The sequence below is a fragment of the Pseudomonas sp. KnCO4 genome, from assembly GCF_045344305.1.
Taxonomy (GTDB): Bacteria; Pseudomonadota; Gammaproteobacteria; order Pseudomonadales; family Pseudomonadaceae; genus Aquipseudomonas; species Aquipseudomonas anuradhapurensis.
The window spans coordinates 1,354,109-1,371,256 of sequence record NZ_CP174199.1 but is presented as its reverse complement, the minus strand read 5'-3'; the positions used below and the strand labels follow the sequence as shown (position 1 = coordinate 1,371,256).

Annotated in this window: 12 protein-coding genes, 3 tRNA genes and 1 pseudogene; 10 read left to right on the top strand and 6 right to left on the bottom strand. The window is 62.5% G+C overall.

Annotated elements, in window-relative coordinates; all coding sequences use genetic code 11:
* Positions 1-5: 5 nt before the first annotated feature.
* From ACJA3S_RS06410 to ACJA3S_RS06400, 3 genes are all read right to left on the bottom strand, one after another.
* A tRNA-Val gene (locus tag ACJA3S_RS06410) sits at positions 6-81 on the bottom strand.
* 169 nt (positions 82-250) lie between these two features.
* Positions 251-327, bottom strand: a tRNA-Asp gene (locus ACJA3S_RS06405).
* Positions 328-340: 13 nt separating this feature from the next.
* Positions 341-416 (bottom strand) — tRNA-Val (locus ACJA3S_RS06400).
* A 216-nt stretch (positions 417-632) separates the two neighbouring features.
* On the opposite strand from ACJA3S_RS06400, the gene rdgC reads away from it, so the two are divergent.
* The 4 genes from rdgC (at position 633) to sugE (ending at position 3,671) form a co-directional block, all read left to right on the top strand.
* Positions 633-1,553 (top strand): recombination-associated protein RdgC, encoded by a 921-nt coding sequence (gene rdgC, locus ACJA3S_RS06395; protein WP_170028750.1) that lies wholly within the window; start codon positions 633-635, stop codon positions 1,551-1,553.
* A 99-nt stretch (positions 1,554-1,652) separates the two neighbouring features.
* Positions 1,653-2,612, top strand: coding sequence for a bile acid:sodium symporter family protein (locus ACJA3S_RS06390; protein ID WP_406821203.1), 960 nt, complete (start codon positions 1,653-1,655; stop codon positions 2,610-2,612).
* Between the two features lie 142 nt (positions 2,613-2,754).
* A complete protein-coding gene (locus tag ACJA3S_RS06385; protein WP_406821202.1) occupies positions 2,755-3,216 on the top strand; it encodes a hypothetical protein in 462 nt (153 codons plus the stop codon).
* Positions 3,217-3,353: 137 nt separating this feature from the next.
* Positions 3,354-3,671: a quaternary ammonium compound efflux SMR transporter SugE gene (sugE, locus tag ACJA3S_RS06380; protein WP_170028748.1), complete on the top strand. Its 318-nt coding sequence runs from the start codon at positions 3,354-3,356 to the stop codon at positions 3,669-3,671.
* Between the two features lie 152 nt (positions 3,672-3,823).
* Here the strand turns inward: sugE and ACJA3S_RS06375 are convergent, their stop codons facing one another.
* The gene (locus ACJA3S_RS06375; RefSeq protein ID WP_406821201.1) at positions 3,824-5,701 is read right to left on the bottom strand and encodes an MFS transporter; all 1,878 of its coding nucleotides are present in this window, start codon (positions 5,699-5,701) and stop codon (positions 3,824-3,826) included.
* A gap of 137 nt (positions 5,702-5,838) precedes the next feature.
* Between ACJA3S_RS06375 and ACJA3S_RS06370 the strand changes: the two genes are divergently transcribed.
* Positions 5,839-7,017 (top strand): MFS transporter, encoded by a 1,179-nt coding sequence (locus tag ACJA3S_RS06370; RefSeq protein WP_406821200.1) that lies wholly within the window; start codon positions 5,839-5,841, stop codon positions 7,015-7,017.
* A 171-nt stretch (positions 7,018-7,188) separates the two neighbouring features.
* The gene (locus ACJA3S_RS06365; protein WP_406821199.1) at positions 7,189-10,665 is read left to right on the top strand and encodes a NahK/ErcS family hybrid sensor histidine kinase/response regulator; all 3,477 of its coding nucleotides are present in this window, start codon (positions 7,189-7,191) and stop codon (positions 10,663-10,665) included.
* Here ACJA3S_RS06365 and rmuC read toward each other — a convergent pair.
* A complete protein-coding gene (gene rmuC / locus ACJA3S_RS06360) occupies positions 10,637-12,010 on the bottom strand; it encodes a DNA recombination protein RmuC (RefSeq protein WP_406822214.1) in 1,374 nt (457 codons plus the stop codon). The two genes, ACJA3S_RS06365 and rmuC, sit on opposite strands and share 29 nt — an antisense overlap.
* Positions 12,011-13,112: 1,102 nt before the next feature.
* Between rmuC and ACJA3S_RS06355 the strand changes: the two genes are divergently transcribed.
* From ACJA3S_RS06355 to ACJA3S_RS06345, 3 genes are all read left to right on the top strand, one after another.
* Positions 13,113-13,337 (top strand): hypothetical protein, encoded by a 225-nt coding sequence (locus ACJA3S_RS06355; protein ID WP_003257337.1) that lies wholly within the window; start codon positions 13,113-13,115, stop codon positions 13,335-13,337.
* A 249-nt stretch (positions 13,338-13,586) separates the two neighbouring features.
* Entirely contained in the window at positions 13,587-14,069 is a 483-nt protein-coding gene (locus ACJA3S_RS06350; RefSeq protein WP_186689593.1) for a hypothetical protein, read from the top strand.
* Positions 14,070-14,215: 146 nt separating this feature from the next.
* The gene (locus ACJA3S_RS06345) at positions 14,216-15,502 is read left to right on the top strand and encodes an OmpP1/FadL family transporter (protein WP_406821198.1); all 1,287 of its coding nucleotides are present in this window, start codon (positions 14,216-14,218) and stop codon (positions 15,500-15,502) included.
* 42 nt (positions 15,503-15,544) lie between these two features.
* On the opposite strand, the gene ACJA3S_RS06340 is transcribed toward ACJA3S_RS06345, so the two are convergent.
* Positions 15,545-16,474 (bottom strand): LysR family transcriptional regulator, encoded by a 930-nt coding sequence (locus ACJA3S_RS06340; RefSeq protein ID WP_406821197.1) that lies wholly within the window; start codon positions 16,472-16,474, stop codon positions 15,545-15,547.
* 115 nt (positions 16,475-16,589) lie between these two features.
* On the opposite strand from ACJA3S_RS06340, the pseudogene ACJA3S_RS06335 reads away from it, so the two are divergent.
* A pseudogene (locus tag ACJA3S_RS06335) lies at positions 16,590-16,849 on the top strand (DUF2798 domain-containing protein).
* The last annotated feature ends 299 nt before the right edge of the window (positions 16,850-17,148 follow it).

Genomic DNA, 17,148 nt, shown 5'->3' with positions numbered 1-17,148 from the left:
TCGAGTGGTGGGTGATGACGGGATCGAACCGCCGACCCTCTGCTTGTAAGGCAGATGCTCTCCCGGCTGAGCTAATCACCCATGTGTCTCGGTGTGGCGCGCATTCTACGGGCGACTTCGCGCTGTGGCAAGCACTTATCGTTTTTTTTGCAAATTTCGATAAACACCAAAAAACAGACACAAAAAAAGCGACCCTAAGGTCGCTTTCTCTGTTGCTTCCGGGTGTTCAGTAGGCCCTGGAAGCGGAATATGGCGCAGCGGACGGGACTCGAACCCGCGACCCCCGGCGTGACAGGCCGGTATTCTAACCGACTGAACTACCGCTGCGCTAAACATCGAGTGGTGGGTGATGACGGGATCGAACCGCCGACCCTCTGCTTGTAAGGCAGATGCTCTCCCGGCTGAGCTAATCACCCTTCGTCTCGGTGTGGCGCGCATTCTACGGACGGCCTGCTACCCTGGCAAGCGTTTTTTGAACTTTTTTCAAAAAAAATTCCAGATCTTTCAAAGACCTAGCGCCGCCGGGCATTTTCCTGGCATGCAGATAGCTGCTGGCCCTCTGACAGGGTTGGCCTCGGAGCACCGCTCGGAGAATAATGCCCGCCTTATGCATTAAGGAGAGATTGCCCCTCATGTGGTTCAAGAACCTGCTGACCTACCGCCTGACCCAGGAAGTCCCGTTCGAGCCTGAAGCGCTGGAAGCGGCCCTGGCCAGCAAGCCGGCCCGCCCCTGCGCCAGCCAGGAGCTGACCACCTATGGTTTCGTCGCGCCATTCGGCAAGGGCGAAGACGCTCCCCTGGTGCATGTCAGCGGCGAGTACCTGCTGATTGCCGCGCGCAAGGAAGAACGCATCCTGCCCAGCAGCGTGGTCAATGACGCGGTCAAGGAAAAGGTCGAAGAGATCGAGACCGAGCAGATGCGCAAGGTCTACAAGAAGGAACGCGACCAGATCAAGGACGAGATCATCCAGGCCTTCCTGCCGCGCGCGTTCATCCGCCGCTCGATGATCTTCGCCGCCATCGCCCCGCGCCTGGGGCTGATCCTGGTCAACTCGGCCAGCGCCAAGCGTGCCGAAGACCTGCTGTCGACCCTGCGCGAAGTGATGGGCTCGCTGCCCGTGCGCCCGGCCACGGTGAAGATCGCGCCAACTGCCACCATGACCGACTGGGTCAAGTCGCAGCAGGCCGCCGAAGGCTTCTACGTGCTGGACGAATGCGAACTGCGCGACACCGCCGAAGACGGTGGCATCGTGCGCTGCAAGCGCCAGGACCTGACCGGCGAGGAAATCCAACTGCACCTGAGCACCGGCAAGGTGGTCACCCAGCTGGCCCTGGCCTGGCAGGACAAGCTGTCGTTCGTGCTGGACGACAAGATGGTGATCAAGCGCGTGAAGTTCGAGGAACTGCTGCAGGAGCAGGCCGAACAGGATGGCGGCGACGAAGCTGCACAGCAGTTCGACGCCAGCTTCCAGCTGATGATGATGACTTTTGCCGAGTTCCTGCCGGCGCTGTTCGAGGCGCTGGGTGGCGAGGAGATTCCGCAAGGGGTCTGACTGCCATGGAATGCCGGTGCTGGCTGGGAATAATGTCGGACAGCACCGGCGATTAGGCCGTTGAAAATTACACCGCCATAATAAAAAAAGGACTTGCCCATGCGTGCCCTCGCCGCCCTCAGCCGCTTCGTCGGCAACACCTTTGCCCTGTGGGTGCTGGTTTTCGCCGTGCTGGCCTTCCTGCAACCGCAATGGTTCGTCGCCTTGAAGGTGGCCATCGTGCCGCTGCTGGGCCTGGTGATGTTCGGCATGGGCCTTACCCTCAAGCTCGACGATTTCGCCGCCCTCGCCCGTCAGCCCTGGCGGGTGATGCTGGGCGTGGTCGCGCACTTCGTGATCATGCCGGGCATGGCCTGGCTTCTGTGCCAGCTGTTCCAGCTGCCGCCGGAAATCGCCGTAGGCGTGATCCTGGTTGGCTGCTGCCCGAGCGGCACGGCGTCGAACGTGATGGTCTGGCTGTCACGGGGTGACCTGGCGTTGGCCGTGGCGATTGCCGGGGTGACGACCCTGCTCGCGCCGCTGCTGACCCCGGCACTGATCTGGTTCCTCGCCTCGGCCTGGCTGCCGGTGTCCTTCATGGACATGTTCTGGTCGATCCTGCAGCTGGTGATGCTGCCGATCGTGCTTGGCGTACTGGCCCAGCGCCTGCTCGGCAGCAAGGTGCAGGCGGCGGTGCAGGTGCTGCCGCTGGTGTCGGTGGTCAGCATCGTGATGATCGTCTGCGCAGTGGTGGCGGCCAGCCAGGCGAAAATCGCCGAGTCCGGGTTGCTGATCATGGCCGTGGTAATACTGCACAACAGCTTCGGTTATTTGCTCGGTTACCTGACCGGCAAGCTGTGCAAGCTGCCGCTGGCCCAGCGCAAGGCGCTGGCGCTGGAGGTAGGCATGCAGAACTCCGGCTTGGGCGCGGCTCTGGCTGCGGCGCATTTCTCGCCATTGGCGGCGGTGCCGAGCGCGTTGTTCAGTGTTTGGCACAATATTTCCGGGGCGCTGCTGTCGACCTGGTTCCGGCGCAAGGGTGAGCCGCAGACAGCGGCGCGCGGAACAGAGCCTGCATGACCCGGGTACCAGCCTGAGTAGCGCGGAACCCCTTCTGCCTGCGCATCTCCTGGTCATGCGCATAGATTCGTTGCGTGGCGACGGCGCCCCTTGCCTGTCGCCCATCAAACGCACAATCACATGACCCATAACGGAGACGACAATGGATGACTCCAGGCTGGACACCTCTAAATCCTTCACCGGCGATATCTACCTGGAAGAGGGAGGGAACAGGCGTTCCGTACGTATCGACGACAGTGACTGGCTCTGCATCATGGATGCCCAGGTACTGCCGAGCACATTCTGGTTCGGCTGCTATCAGGAGGATGATGGCGATGTCTACATCATCAAGGAATATACCAACGGCGGAAGCAAGGACGATCGCGTCCTGAGCCTGAACGACGATGGCCGTCTGGGCTTCTACTCGGGCTCGACCAGGCCTTGGCGCATCTGCAAGCGCGACGGAGAGCCGTTGGTGCCACGCTCCACGCCGGAAGCGGCCATTACAGTGTCGACCAAGGGTGGGCGGGTATGGACTGCCGACAACCGCCAGTGCAAGGCTGCCAAGGGGGCCGGCAGCAACTTTGTGGTTCATATCCATAAAGTAGGCGTCTACCGGTTCTGACCGGCCAGCGTACGAGCGCCACTTGCTTCGCAGGCAGCAGTTGGGCACTCTGGTGCCCGACTGTGAGGACGACCTCACGACGCAGCGCGTGATCATCCCGGGGACGGCCCCATCCTTTGCAACGATGGAGACGCACCATGTCCTGGATCATCCTGTTCTTCGCCGGCCTGTTCGAGGTCGGTTGGGCGGTCGGCCTGAAATACACCGATGGCTTCAGCAAGCCGCTTCCCACCGTACTCACCGTCGCCGCCATGGCCATCAGCCTGGGCTTGCTGGGCCTGGCCATGAAGGAACTGCCGCTGGGCACCGCCTACGCCATCTGGACCGGCGTCGGCGCAGTTGGCACGGTGATCGCCGGCATCCTCCTGTTCGGCGAGTCGATGGCCCTGGTACGCCTGGTCAGCGTGGCGCTGATCATTGCCGGCCTGGTTGGCCTGAAAGTCAGCGCCAGCTGACACCCGCCACTAGGCTCTGTACGAAAAAGCCTTGATACTTGTTCATGCTGCGTTGAAAACAGCCTCGGAATGCTCATGTACTCCAGTACACTCCGCTTCCTCGGCTGTTTTCGCCTTGCCTGACCTGCGTCTCAAGACTTTTCATACAGAGCCTAGCGCAGGTCGCCGCGCAGGCGGCTGACCTGCTCACGCAACGCTTCTGGCTGCGCGGCCTCCACCGGGATGGCGGGGCCTGCCACGATGGTTACCCGTGACCACAGGCGCTTGAAAAAGCCCTTGCCCGGGTCACGGCTGAAGAAGCTGCCCCACAGCCCCTGCAAGGCCAGCGGAATCACCGGTACCGGTGTTTCTGCGAGGATGCGGTTGACGCCGCCCTTGAACACATCGATTTCACCATCGCCGGTCAGCTTGCCCTCCGGGAAGATGCACACCAGCTCGCCATCCGCCAGGTACTCGGCAATCCGGCTGAAGGCGCGCTCGTAGGTGGCCAGGTCTTCGTTGCGCCCGGCAATCGGGATGGCGCCTGCGGTGCGGAACACGAAGTTGAGCACCGGCAGGTTGTAGATCTTGTAGTACATGACAAAGCGGATCGGCCGACGGATCGCCCCACCGAGCAGCAGCGCGTCGACGAACGACACGTGGTTGCACACCAGCAATGCCGCGCCTTGCTCGGGGATGCGCTCGAGGCCACGGTGCTGCACGCGGTACATCGAATGGCTGAGCAGCCAGATCAGGAAGCGCATGGTGAACTCGGGCACGATCCTGAAGATATACACGTTCACCGCGATATTGAGCAGCGACACCACCAGGAACAACTGCGGGATGCTCAGCTTGGCCAGGCCCAGCAGGGCAATGGTGAGCAGCGCCGACACCACCATGAACAAGGCATTGAGGATGTTGTTGGCGGCGATCACCCGGGCACGCTGGTCCTCGGCAGTGCGCGCCTGGATCAGCGCATACAGCGGCACGATGTAGAAGCCACCGAACACGCCAAGGCCGACGATCGACAGCAGGATCCACCAGGCCTGGCCCATGCCCAGCAACGCCAGCCAGTCGTGCGCTGCCGCGGCGGCCGGCACATCGCCGGAGTGCCACCACCACAGCAGGCCGAACAGGCTCAAACCGAACGAGCCGAACGGCACCAGGCCGATTTCCACCTTGCGCCCGCTCAGCCGCTCGCACAGCAGCGAGCCCAGGGCGATACCGACCGAGAACAGGGTCAATACCAGGGTCACCACCGTACCGTCACCGTGCAGCCAGTCCTTGGCATAGGCCGGAATCTGCGTGAGGTAGATGGCCCCGACGAACCAGAACCACGAGTTGCCGACGATCGACCGCGACACCGCCGGCGGCTGGCCCAGGCCCATGCGCAGGATCGCCCAGGACTGCCTGAAGATATTCCAGTCCAGTGGCATTTGCGGCGAAGCGGCGGCAGCACGCGGGATCCAGCGGCTGGCCAGGTAGCCCAGCAGCGCCGTGCCGACCACGCCGCCAGCGACCACCGTGGCATAGCTGTCGGCCGACATCATCACCCCGGCGCCGATGGTGCCGGCGAGGATGGCCAGGAAAGTACCGGTTTCCACCAGCCCGTTGCCGCCGACCAGTTCTTCTTCGCGTAGCGCCTGCGGCAGAATCGAGTACTTCACCGGGCCGAACAGTGCCGAATGCGTGCCCATGCCGAACAGCGCCACCAGCATCAGCGCCAGATGGTTGGTGATGAAGCCGAGCGCGCCGACGGTCATGATGGCGATCTCGGCCAGCTTGATCGCCCGGATCAACGCGTCCTTGGCGAACTTCTCGCCAAACTGCCCGCCCAGCGCCGAGAACAGGAAGAACGGCAGGATGAACAGCAATGCGCACAGGTTGACCCAGATCGAACGGTCGCCGTCGCCCAGGCTGAGCTTGAACAGGATCGCCAGGATCAGCGACTGCTTGAACAGGTTGTCGTTGAACGCACCCAGCGACTGGGTGATGAAGAACGGCAGGAAACGCCGCTTGCCGAGCAAGGTGAATTGCGAGGAATGACTCATCGTCCTTGGTCCTGGGGGCTTTTAGCATTGGAGGCGCGCCGGGCGCGACAAGCCACAAATCTGCACGGTAAATGCGCGACCTGGCAAGCGCTGGCTTATGCTGGTGCCTGGCAACCCAAGACAACAAGGACGTGGCAATGCTCGCCGCCATCAAAGGCTACCCTCACACCGTTCGCCTGCTGCTGCTCACTACCTTCACGCTCACCGTCGCCCGCGCCCTCACCTTGCCCTACCTGGTGGTGTATCTGGCCGACAGCTTCCAGCTGCCGATCAGCCAGATCGGCCTGCTGGTCGGCGGAGCACTGATCATCGCCTCGCTGCTGAGCCTGTATGGCGGGCACCTGGTGGACACCTTGCACAACCACACGCTGGTCAGCAGCAGTACCCTGTTGTTCGCCCTGGCTTTCGTCGGTGCGGTCGCCAGCCGCTCGGCGCTGTCGTTCTTCGTTTGCCTGGTCCTGGTCAACCTGGCCCTGGCAGTGGTCGACATCGCCGCCAAGGCGGGCTTCTGCGCGTTGCTGCCAGTGGAAGAGCGGGCCGAGGTGTTCGCCATCAAGTACACCCTCAGCAACATCGGCTACGCCGCCGGGCCACTGCTGGGCGTGGCCCTGCTGGAGCTGGACGGCCACCTGCCATTCATCGCCTCGGCCCTGCTTGGCCTGGGCATGAGCCTGGCCTACTGGCGCCTGGGCGACCGCGGTCTGCAGGCCAGCGCAGCGGACCAACCCGGCGCCGGCTTCGGCCAGGTGGCACTGGGCCTGGCCGGTGACCGTCGGCTGGTGTGCTTTACCCTGGGCGGGGTGCTGAGCGCGGTGGTGTTCGGCCAGTTCACTGCCTACCTGTCGCAGTACCTGGTGGTGACCAGCAGCCCGGGCGAGGCAGCACGCCTGGTCGGTTACCTGGTGACCACCAACGCTGTGACGGTGATTGCCTTGCAGTACCTGATCGGCCGACGCATCAGCCGCCAGCGCCTGATGCCCTGGCTGCTGGCCGGGATGGGCCTGTTCATCGCCGGGCTGCTGGGCTTTGCCCTGGCCGGGTCGACGCTGATGTGGTGCCTGGCGATGCTGGTGTTCACCCTGGGCGAAATCATTGTCATCCCCGCCGAATACATGTTCATCGACCTGATCGCACCGGAGCACTTGCGCGGGGTGTATTACGGCGCGCAGAACCTGTCCAACCTGGGCGCGGCGCTAGGGCCGGTGATGGTGGGATTTGCCCTGGTGCAGCTGTGGCCGGGGGCGATCTTCTACCTGCTGGTGTTGTCGGTGATACTGGCGGGGGTGTTCTATTGGCTGGGTACCCGCCGAGGGTGACGATGCCTGTGCCGACTGCCGCGCGGGTAGCCTCGAGCAGGCGCTGGAACAGGTTGCAGCTGCACCCTGCGACCACCTGCCACTGCGACCATGGTCTGCGCTGACGAAGCGGCACCTGCGTGCCAGACTGGTTGATCGGGACCGCGTTATCTTTTTTGCTTCGGAGTCTTCATGTCGTTGTCCAGCGGGCTGATCGCCGTGGTCGCCCTGGCCTATATGGCCATCATGTTCGCCATCGCCTTCTATGGCGACCGCCGCAGCACGCCGTTGCCGCCGAAACTGCGTGCCTGGGTCTACAGCCTGTCGCTGGCGGTGTACTGCACCAGCTGGACCTTCTTCGGCGCGGTCGGCCAGGCCGCCGAACAGCTCTGGGCGTTCCTGCCGATCTACCTGGGCCCGGTGCTGCTGCTGATCTTCGCGCCATGGGTGCTGCAGAAGATGGTGCTGATCAGCAAGCAGCAGAACATCACCTCGATCGCCGACTTCATCGCCGCACGCTACGGCAAGTCGCAGACCCTGGCGGTGGTGGTGGCACTGATCTGCCTGGTCGGCGTGTTGCCCTACATCGCCTTGCAACTGAAAGGCATCGTGCTGGGCGTGAATCTGCTGATCGGCGCCAGCGCCGACGCCACCGGTACCCGCGTGCAGGACACCGCGCTGGTGGTATCGCTGGTGCTGGCACTGTTCGCCATCGTTTTCGGTACCCGCAGCCTGGACGTGACCGAGCACCACCGTGGCATGGTCCTGGCGATTGCCTTCGAATCGCTGATCAAGCTGCTGGCCTTCCTTGCCGTGGGCGTGTTCGTGGTGTTCAACCTGTATGACGGCTTCGATGACTTGTTCAGCCAGGCCCGCCAGTCAGTCCACCTGCAGGACTACTGGCAGGAGACCATCAACTGGCCGTCGATGGTGGTGCAGACCGCCGTGGCGATGATGGCGATCATCTGCCTGCCACGGCAATTCCACGTCACCGTGGTGGAGAACATCGAACCCCAGGACATGCGCCTGGCGCGCTGGGTGTTCCCGATGTACCTGGCGCTGGCCGCGCTGTTCGTCGTGCCCATCGCCCTGGCCGGGCAGATGCTGCTGCCGGGCACGGTGATTTCCGACTCGTTCGTCATCAGCCTGCCACTGGCCGAGGCCCACCCGAGCCTGGCCCTGCTGGCGTTCATCGGCGGCGCCTCGGCCGCCACCGGCATGGTCATCGTCGAGGCCGTGGCGCTGTCGACCATGGTTTCCAACGACATGCTGCTGCCCTGGCTGCTGCGCCGGACCAACGCCGAGCGGCCGTTCGAGGCGTTCCGCCACTGGATGCTGTCGGTACGCCGGGTGACCATCGTGGTGATCCTGCTGCTGGCCTACGTCAGCTACCGCCTGCTCGGCTCCACGGCCAGCCTGGCGACCATCGGCCAGATCGCCTTCGCTGCCGTGACCCAGCTGACCCCGGCCATGCTCGGCGCGCTGTACTGGAAGCAGGCCAACCGCCGCGGCGTGTTCGCCGGCCTGGCAGCCGGCATCTTCCTGTGGTTCTACACCTTGGTGCTGCCGATTGCCGCGCACAGCGTGGGCTGGTCGCTGCAGTTGTTTCCGGGGCTGGCGTGGCTGCACGGCAACCCGTTGAATCTGCCGATCAGCCCGCTGACCCAAGGCGTGGTGCTGTCGCTGGCGGGCAACTTCACGCTGTTCGCCTGGGTCTCGGTGTTGTCGCGCACGCGGGTGTCCGAGCACTGGCAAGCCGGCCGCTTCATCGGCCAGCAGACCAGTGCCCGCCCCAGCAGCAAGCCGCTGCTGGCGGTGCAGATCGACGACCTGCTGACCCTGGCCTCGCGCTTTGTCGGCGAAGAGCGCGCGCGACAAAGCTTCATCCGCTTCGCCTACCGCCAGGGCAAGGGCTTCAACCCCAACCAGAACGCCGACGGTGACTGGATCGAACACACCGAACGCCTGCTGGCCGGGGTGCTCGGCACCTCATCGACCCGCGCCGTGGTCAAGGCCGCCATCGAAGGCCGCGACATGCAGCTGGAAGACGTGGTGCGCATCGCCGACGAAGCCAGCGAGGTGCTGCAGTTCAACCGCGCCCTGCTGCAAGGCGCCATCGAGAACATCAACCAGGGCATCAGCGTGGTTGACCAGAACCTGCACCTGGTGGCCTGGAACCGTCGCTACCTGGAGCTGTTCAACTACCCCGACGGGCTGATCAGTGTTGGCCGGCCGATCGCCGATATCATCCGCTACAACGCCGAACGCGGCCTGTGCGGCCCCGGCGAAGCCCAGGTACACGTGGCTCGCCGCCTGCACTGGATGCGCCAGGGCCGCGCGCATTCTTCGGAACGCCTGTTCCCCAATGGCCGGGTGATCGAACTGATCGGCAACCCGATGCCGGGCGGCGGCTTCGTCATGAGCTTCACCGACATCACCCCATTCCGCGAGGCCGAGCAGGCCCTGCGTGAAGCCAATGAAAGCCTGGAGCAGCGGGTTGCCGAACGTACCTACGAGTTGTCGCAACTGAACCAGGCATTGTCCGAAGCCAAGAGCCATGCCGAAGCCGTGAGCCAGTCGAAGACCCGCTTCCTGGCGGCGGTCAGCCATGACCTGATGCAACCGCTGAACGCTGCGCGGCTGTTCTCCGCAGCCCTGTCGCAGCAGGCCGAAGGCATGAACGATGAGGCCCGGCAACTGGTGCAGCACATGGACAGCTCGCTACGCTCGGCCGAAGAACTGATCAGCGACCTGCTGGACATCTCGCGCCTGGAAAACGGCAAGATCACCCCGGACCCCAAGCCCTTCGCCCTCAACGAACTGTTCGACACCCTCGGCGCCGAGTTCAAGGTGCTGGCCGCCGAAAAAGGCCTGGAATTCCACCTGCGCGGCAGTCGCCTGCGGGTGGAGAGCGACATGAAGCTGCTGCGGCGGGTGCTGCAGAACTTCCTGACCAATGCCCTGCGCTACGGCAAGAGCCCGATCCTGCTGGGGGTACGGCGCCAGGGTGAACGCTTGTGGCTGGAAGTGTGGGACCGTGGCCCGGGCATCGCCGACGACAAGCTGCAGGTGATTTTCCAGGAGTTCAAGCGCCTGGACAGTCACCAGACCCGCGCCGAGAAAGGCCTCGGCCTTGGCCTGGCGATCGCCGACGGCCTGTGCCGGGTACTCGGCCACCCGCTGGAAGTGCGCTCATGGCCGGGCAAAGGCACGGTGTTCCGCGTCAGCGTGCCGATTGCCCGCCAGGCTGCACCGGTTGCCAGTGCCCCGGCGGAACAGGCCGGTCAGCCGCTGGCCGGGCTGCACGTGCTGTGCGTGGACAACGAAGACAGCATCCTGATCGGCATGAACAGCCTGCTCAGCCGCTGGGGTTGCCAGGTATGGACCGCACGCAACCAGGCCGAATGCGAAGCCTTGCTGGCCAAGGGCATGCGCCCGCACCTGGCGCTGGTGGACTACCACCTGGACGATGGCGAGACCGGCATCGGGCTGATGGGCTGGCTACGCGCGCGCCTGGGCGAACCGGTGCCGGGTGTGGTGATCAGCGCCGACGGCAGCAAGGAAACCCTCGCCATGGTCCACGCTTCGGGGCTGGATTACCTGGCCAAGCCGGTCAAGCCAGCGGCCCTGCGTGCCCTGCTCAATCGCCATCTGAGCCTGGTTCAGTAAGCACTTCCTCGGGCAACGCTTCGTCGGACAGCGCCCGCTCCAGCAAATCGGCCGGCAGGCTCTTGCTGGCGCGGGCCCCGAGCATTTTCAGCTGTTCGCTGCGGCTGACCAGGTTGCCGCGCCCTTCGCACAGTTTGTTGCGCGCGGCGGCATAAGCCTTGTCGACCTGCTGCAGGCGGCTGCCCAGCTCGTCCAGGTCCTGGATGAACAGCACGAACTTGTCATACAGCCAACCGGCGCGCTCGGCGATCTCGCGGGCGTTCTGGCCCTGGCGCTCCTGCTTCCACAGGCTGTCGATCACCCGCAGGGTAGCGAGCAGGGTGGTCGGGCTGACGATCACGATCTGCCGGTCGAAGGCTTCCTGGAACAGGTTCGGCTCGGCCTGCAGGGCGGCCGAGAAAGCCGCCTCGATCGGCACGAACAGCAGCACGAAATCCAGGCTGTGCAAGCCTTCGAGGCGGTTGTAGTCCTTGCTCGACAGGCCTTTGACGTGGCTGCGCAGCGACTGCACATGCTGCTTCAGCGCAGCATCGTCGTTGCTGGCGACGAACTGCTGATAGGCAGTGAGGCTGACCTTTGCATCCACCACCACTTGCTTGTCGCCGGGCAGCATGATCAGCACATCGGGCTGGAAACGCTCGCCGTCGCTGCTCTTCAGGCTGACCTGGGTCTGGTATTCGCGGCCCTTTTCCAGGCCGGCATGCTCCAGCACCCGCTCGAGGATCAGCTCTCCCCAGTTGCCTTGGGTCTTCTGCCCCTTCAGGGCCTGGGTCAGGTTGGTGGCTTCGTCGGACAAGCGCAGGTTGAGCTGCTGCAGGCGCTCCAGTTCCTTGCCCAGCGAAAAGCGTTCGCGGGCTTCCTGCTGGTAGCTTTCCTCCACACGCTTTTCGAACGCCTGGATGCGCTCCTTGAGCGGGTCGAGCAACTGGCCGAGGTGCTGCTGGCTGGTCTGGGCGAAACGCTGCTCGCGCTCGTCGAAGATTTTCGTGGCCATGTCGGCAAACTGTGCGCGCAAGGTATCACGGGCTTCCTGCAGGTCTTCCAGACGCTGCTGGTGGCTTTCCTGCTGTTCACGCAGTTCGGCGTCCAGGCGTGCGGTCTGGGCCTCCAGGCGGCGCAGTTCGGCTTCGCGGTTGGCGCGCTCAAGGCTCCAGGCGTGGGCGGCATCACGGGCGTTGTCACGGTCGATCTGGAGCAATTCCAGCTCACGGCCCTGGGCGGCCAGCTGGGCCTGCTTGACCGTGTTGGCTTCGCTGAGGTCACTGATTTCATCGCGGCTGGCCTCCAGCTGCGCCTGCAGGCCAGCCTGGGCCAACAGAGCGGCATTGAGGCGTTCTTCGAGCAACGCCTGCTCGGCCTGCCGCGCGCCTTGGCGGCGCTGCAGCTGCATGATCCACCCCAGACAGGGCAAAGCCCCTGCCACCAAGCCCAGCAGAATGCTGGCCAGATCCACTGTCATGCCTACCCCGAATGATGCTGATGATTGCTGCGCAGCTTATCAGCAATCGTTAACGGCGCGGGTTTGGCGCAGCCACTCGAATTCTTGCATTGCGGCAAGGCGTTTGCGGCAAAACCCAGAAAATTTTCAGCGATCTTTTCTTGACGTTCTCAAGTGAATGACTTGAGGGCGCATTGGAACCTGTCGATTGTCGGACAGTTCATTATATTGCTGGCACGCCCGTCCTAGAGCAAGCGCTTGGGACAATCCACAGTTCCTGTGGATAACTCGGTGGACAACCCCCTACTATCCCCCGCAAACCCGCGTAGATCGGGGCTTTGGCTCAAACTGACGATTTTTTCACCAGCTGAAAATAGTGTTTTTTTTCATTGACTTAACCGCCCAGTCAAGGCATTGGCGAGTCCGTCATAGCGTGTTGCCAAGTGGTTACAAGCGCCGCACCGACTGTGAACAAGTGCACCCTGAACCCTCATTCGAGTGCACGAAAACGGTACATCCAGCCGATTGCAGGCCGTTTGGCCCCTCTTCCCAGCAGGCGCATTACGCGCGATACTGTTCGGCTCGCCTGGGCAAAGCGGTAAAGCTTGCCAAGCGTTCGCATTTCCGGTAAGGTGCGCCTCGTTAGTACCAAGCTGAAAGTCAATTCTGGCCTCAAGCGTCCTTGCAGACCCGCTCCTCCCAAGGGTGGCACTGCTGAAACCAGGACCGGCCCATTCGATGATTCACTCGCCAGCCTTGCGCTGTTCAAGCACGAATCACGTGACAGATTGATCAGGATCCCACCCCGACGGCCTAGAACCTTGGCCCCGGCGTGCTGCCTGCCTTCTGAAGTACCTACCAGTCAGCCCAAGCGCCCACTTTTGATTGCGCCCCCTCTGGCTGCCCTGTTCCAGTCAGGTTCGTTCGTCCCTTAATAAAGACGTCACTGGAACGTTTCTATCATGCACGGATCCTAACTCCGTGTTTAAAGCAGGAACCTCCAAACAATATGCAAACTCATCATCAAATTCAGGCTGCCATTGGCACCCTTTCCCAGGCCTTCTCGCCGTTGAAGTGCCTGATCGTCGCCCCACGCAAGGGCAGCTTCAGCTTCACCCTGGTGGACGAACATGGCGTCGCCTGCCACACCGAGCGCCTGTATCCGGAGCAATACAGCCGCAGCGAACCGCTGCAAGCGGTTATCGCCCGTACCCGTCAGTCGCTCACCGCGTGAACCCTGAATGGTGCGGTATTCAAGCACTGAATGGCTCCATCGCAAGCCTGCCTGAACCGGCCTGGCGTAATTGCCTTAAGGCATATAGCCCGGCACGTCAGGCAGCAATCGATTTAAAAACAGCCTTTTACATCATTATTATCACACTACACTTCAACACGAGCGGCACCTGCCGCTTCCGGCGGGCCTGATCCTTCACCAGCTGCCAAGCTCCAGCGCCCGTCCGGCCCTTAACTGCTCGAGGGCATCATGGGTATCGCGGCGAATGAATTGTGTCAGTATGTGATCCGACCCACCCTGGTCTACCTGAACCGTCACAGTGCCAGCGCCGAAGCCTTGTTGCTGGGTATCGCCGCCAGCCAGTCAGCCCTGGGTGCAGCCTTGCATGACCGGCGCGGGCATGGCTTGTACCGCATCGGCGAACATCGTCACCAGGCACTGTGGGACGATTACCTGGCCCGCGACCCCGACCTGGCCAGCCTGGTCCGCGGCCTGGCCAGCCAGCACGCCTTCCTCGGCGGCCCGCACCTGGAACTCACGGTCAACCTGCGCTATTCCACCGCCATTGCCTGGATGCTCGTCGAAGAGCAGGCCACGCCCTTGCCCGCCGCCGACGACCTGCTGGCATTGGCGCGCATCTGGCGACAGATTTTCAACCCGCAAGGCCGTCTGCGCGACTTCACCCACGCCTGGCACACCTGCATAGACCGGAAATTGCCGCAAGCATCTTAAGAGGGGTCCTACAAAATACCCGGAAAAAAAGGAATTTTGGTCGGATTGTCCTACAAAACCGCGCTATCTCCGGCGATCGGGGCTATAGCGCGGAGCGTGATTTGTTGGTAGCGTTTCGCCCCGGAGATCCCAAGGAGTTTCTAATAATGAAAAAAGTAATGCTCAAAACCTCCCTCGGCATTGCCGTTGCTCTTGCATCCAGCCAACTGCTCGCCGCCGGGTTCGCGCTGAACGAACAAAGCATCAGCGGCATGGGAACCGGTTTTGCGGGGCGTTCGTCTTCTGCCGAAGATGCCAGCACGGTGTATGGCAACCCTGCCGGCATGTCACGCCTGAAGCGTGAACAGGTCACCGTGGGTGGCGCAGCCGTCATTGCCAAGACTGATATCTCGGGCCGTGGTAGCAATTTCGGGGGGGAAACCGATGGCGACATGGTCCCGGTCGTGGGCGTACCCATGGGTTACTACGTCAAGCCGATCGATGATCACTGGAGCGTGGGCTTCGGCGTCTACGTGCCGTTTGGCCTGATCACCGACTACGGTAGCGATGACGCGGCACGCTACTGGGGCAAGAAGAGCAAGGTCGAGGTCGTCACCTTCCAGCCAACCATCAGCTATGCCTTCAACGACAAAGTGTCGATCGGCTTTGGCCCGACCATCAACCGTATCAAGGGTGAGCTGGGCTCGAACTTGAACAGCCAGAGGTTCCCTGCATTTTTGGGCGGTGGCCCTGATGGCGAAATCAAGATCAAAGGCGACGACACCGCTGTCGGTTACAACATTGGTGTTCTGGTGCAGGCTACAGACCGTACCCGCCTGGGCCTAACCTATCACTCGATGGTTGACTACAAGCTTGAAGGCGATACCCGTGTGTCCTACCCGGTTGGTCTTGCTGGCCTCAGCGGCAAGTTCGACGCCAGCCTGAAGATCAAGACGCCAGAATCGGTGGACTTCTCGGTCACCCATGAACTGGATGACAACTGGACACTGTATGCAGGTAGCACTTGGACGCGCTGGAGCCGCCTGGAAAGCATCGTCGTCAAGAACGAAGCACCGGCGGGTTACCCGCTGCAGACCATCACCGAAGAGCAGAACTGGCATGACACCTGGGCCCACGCCATTGGCGCAGCCTACAAGGTCAACAAGGAGTGGACCCTGCGTGCAGGCTTCTCGGTCGACCAGTCGCCCACCAACAACCACGATCGCTCACCACGCATTCCGACTGGCGATCGTAAAGCGGTCAGCTTTGGTGCCGGCTGGAGCCCGAACGATGACATGACCATCGATGTGGCCTACTCGTACCTGTGGGAAGAGGATACCAAGGTCAACAACGTGTCGGGCTCGCCGGCCCAACAGGCGCTGAAAGGCACCTACCAGGCCAAGTACGAGAACAGCGCTCACGGTATCGGTGCTTCCCTCACCTACCGTTTCTGATTCGTACGCGCTACATGAAAAACCGCCCGCGTGGCGGTTTTTTCATGCCTGCAATTGCCAGCTGTCACCCAGGCATTCGCGCAGGTAGTCCATGAATACACGCACTTTCGCGGTCATGGCAAAACGGTCGGCCAGGCACAGGTAGATATCCATTGGTTCAGTCTGGGCATAGGCCTGGCCCTTGTCGCTGTATTCGAACAACGGTACCAGCGCGCCGGAGGCCAGGTGCGGCTGCACGATGAATTCGGCCAAGCGGGTGATGCCGCCATCGTGCAGTGCCATCTGGGTCAGGGCATCGATGTCATCGCTGATCAATACGCTACCGAACTCGGCCTCGAAACGCAGCCCGTCACGCATGAATCCCCAGCGCAGGAAGCGCCCATCCACGGGGTAGCGGAACACCAGGCAACGGTGATCACGCAAGGCTTCGGGCGTGGCTGGCACGCCGGCGCTGCGCAGGTAACCGGGTGAGGCACAGCAAATGAACGGTATACGGGCAATGTGGCGGGCCAGCAGTTGGTCTTCCAGCTGTGGAGCAATGCGCAGGCTTACATCCACGTCTTCCCGCGCATGATTGACCCGGCGATCAGTCGTTAGCAGTTCTATCGACAGCAAGGGGTAGCGGGCACTGAACGCGGGTATCAGCGGTGCCAGCACGTGGCGGCCGAAGGCGGAGGTCGAGGCAATGCACAAACGCCCCTGGGGCTCGCTGTCGGGGGTAGTAATGGCTTGTTCGGCCAGGGCCAGGTCGCGTTCGATGAGCCTGACACGTTCGTAGTACTGGGCGCCGGCGGGGGTCAGGGCCATGCTGCGGGTGGTGCGACTGAGCAGGCGTACCTGAAGGTGGCCTTCCAGGCGTGCCAGGTTCTGGCTGACTGCAGCCGGGCTCAGGCCCAGGTTGCGGGCGCCGGCGGCGATGCTGCCAGCTTCGACCACCTTGATGAAGCTGCGGATGGCATTGAGCAGGTCCATGCTTGGCCCTTGGATTCGTAAGAATCTCTTTATAAAGAACTCAATACGGCTGGTCTACAGCGGCTGCCAGGTACGTTGCTAACCTGCGCCTCCCACCCAACCTTGAGGAGTTCGCATGAGCAACCTGTCGCAGGCGCGCGGCCGACGCAAACTACATCCGGGAGCCACGCCCTATGTTTTGCCTTCTACATGTCGTCGATCATGGCGCTGTTGATGTGCTTCGTGATTACTGCGGCGAATTCGGGGGTCAACCCGGAGTACCTGAGCAATGTGTTGAAAGCCTATCGATTGGCGATGCCGGTGGCGTTCGTTTGCGTGTTGATGGTCAGGCCGTTGGTCGTGCGGTTGGTGGCGATGACGGTACAGGCGAAGTAACACGCCACCCGGGCACATAACCCGCTTTTGCTTTTGCTTTTGCTTTTGCTTTTGCTTTTGCTTTTGCTCTTGCTCTTGCTCTTGCTCTTGCTCTTGCTCTTGCTCTTGCTCTTGCTCTTGCTCTTGCTCTGCTTTTGATCTTGATCTTGATCTTGATCTTCGCGACTTCAGGAGGCCGAACGCAGGCCTTGCGGAGGGAGGTGACGGGCATGGATGCCCGTCAAGCGCTGAGGCCCCATGGATGGGGCCTGCAGCGCGTCCTCCCGGGAGCAAGGCCTTCGCTCGGCCTCCTGAAGTCG

Excerpts from the sequence above, each read along its gene's own strand:
- rdgC (WP_170028750.1), top strand. The coding sequence starts at position 633 with ATGTGGTTCAAGAACCTGCTGACCTACCGCCTGACCCAGGAAGTCCCG.
- ACJA3S_RS06390 (WP_406821203.1), top strand. The coding sequence starts at position 1,653 with ATGCGTGCCCTCGCCGCCCTCAGCCGCTTCGTCGGCAACACCTTTGCC.
- ACJA3S_RS06385 (WP_406821202.1), top strand. The coding sequence starts at position 2,755 with ATGGATGACTCCAGGCTGGACACCTCTAAATCCTTCACCGGCGATATC.
- sugE (WP_170028748.1), top strand. The coding sequence starts at position 3,354 with ATGTCCTGGATCATCCTGTTCTTCGCCGGCCTGTTCGAGGTCGGTTGG.
- ACJA3S_RS06375 (WP_406821201.1), bottom strand. The coding sequence starts at position 5,701 with ATGAGTCATTCCTCGCAATTCACCTTGCTCGGCAAGCGGCGTTTCCTG.
- ACJA3S_RS06370 (WP_406821200.1), top strand. The coding sequence starts at position 5,839 with ATGCTCGCCGCCATCAAAGGCTACCCTCACACCGTTCGCCTGCTGCTG.
- ACJA3S_RS06365 (WP_406821199.1), top strand. The coding sequence starts at position 7,189 with ATGTCGTTGTCCAGCGGGCTGATCGCCGTGGTCGCCCTGGCCTATATG.
- ACJA3S_RS06355 (WP_003257337.1), top strand. The coding sequence starts at position 13,113 with ATGCAAACTCATCATCAAATTCAGGCTGCCATTGGCACCCTTTCCCAG.
- ACJA3S_RS06350 (WP_186689593.1), top strand. The coding sequence starts at position 13,587 with ATGGGTATCGCGGCGAATGAATTGTGTCAGTATGTGATCCGACCCACC.
- ACJA3S_RS06345 (WP_406821198.1), top strand. The coding sequence starts at position 14,216 with ATGAAAAAAGTAATGCTCAAAACCTCCCTCGGCATTGCCGTTGCTCTT.
- ACJA3S_RS06340 (WP_406821197.1), bottom strand. The coding sequence starts at position 16,474 with ATGGACCTGCTCAATGCCATCCGCAGCTTCATCAAGGTGGTCGAAGCT.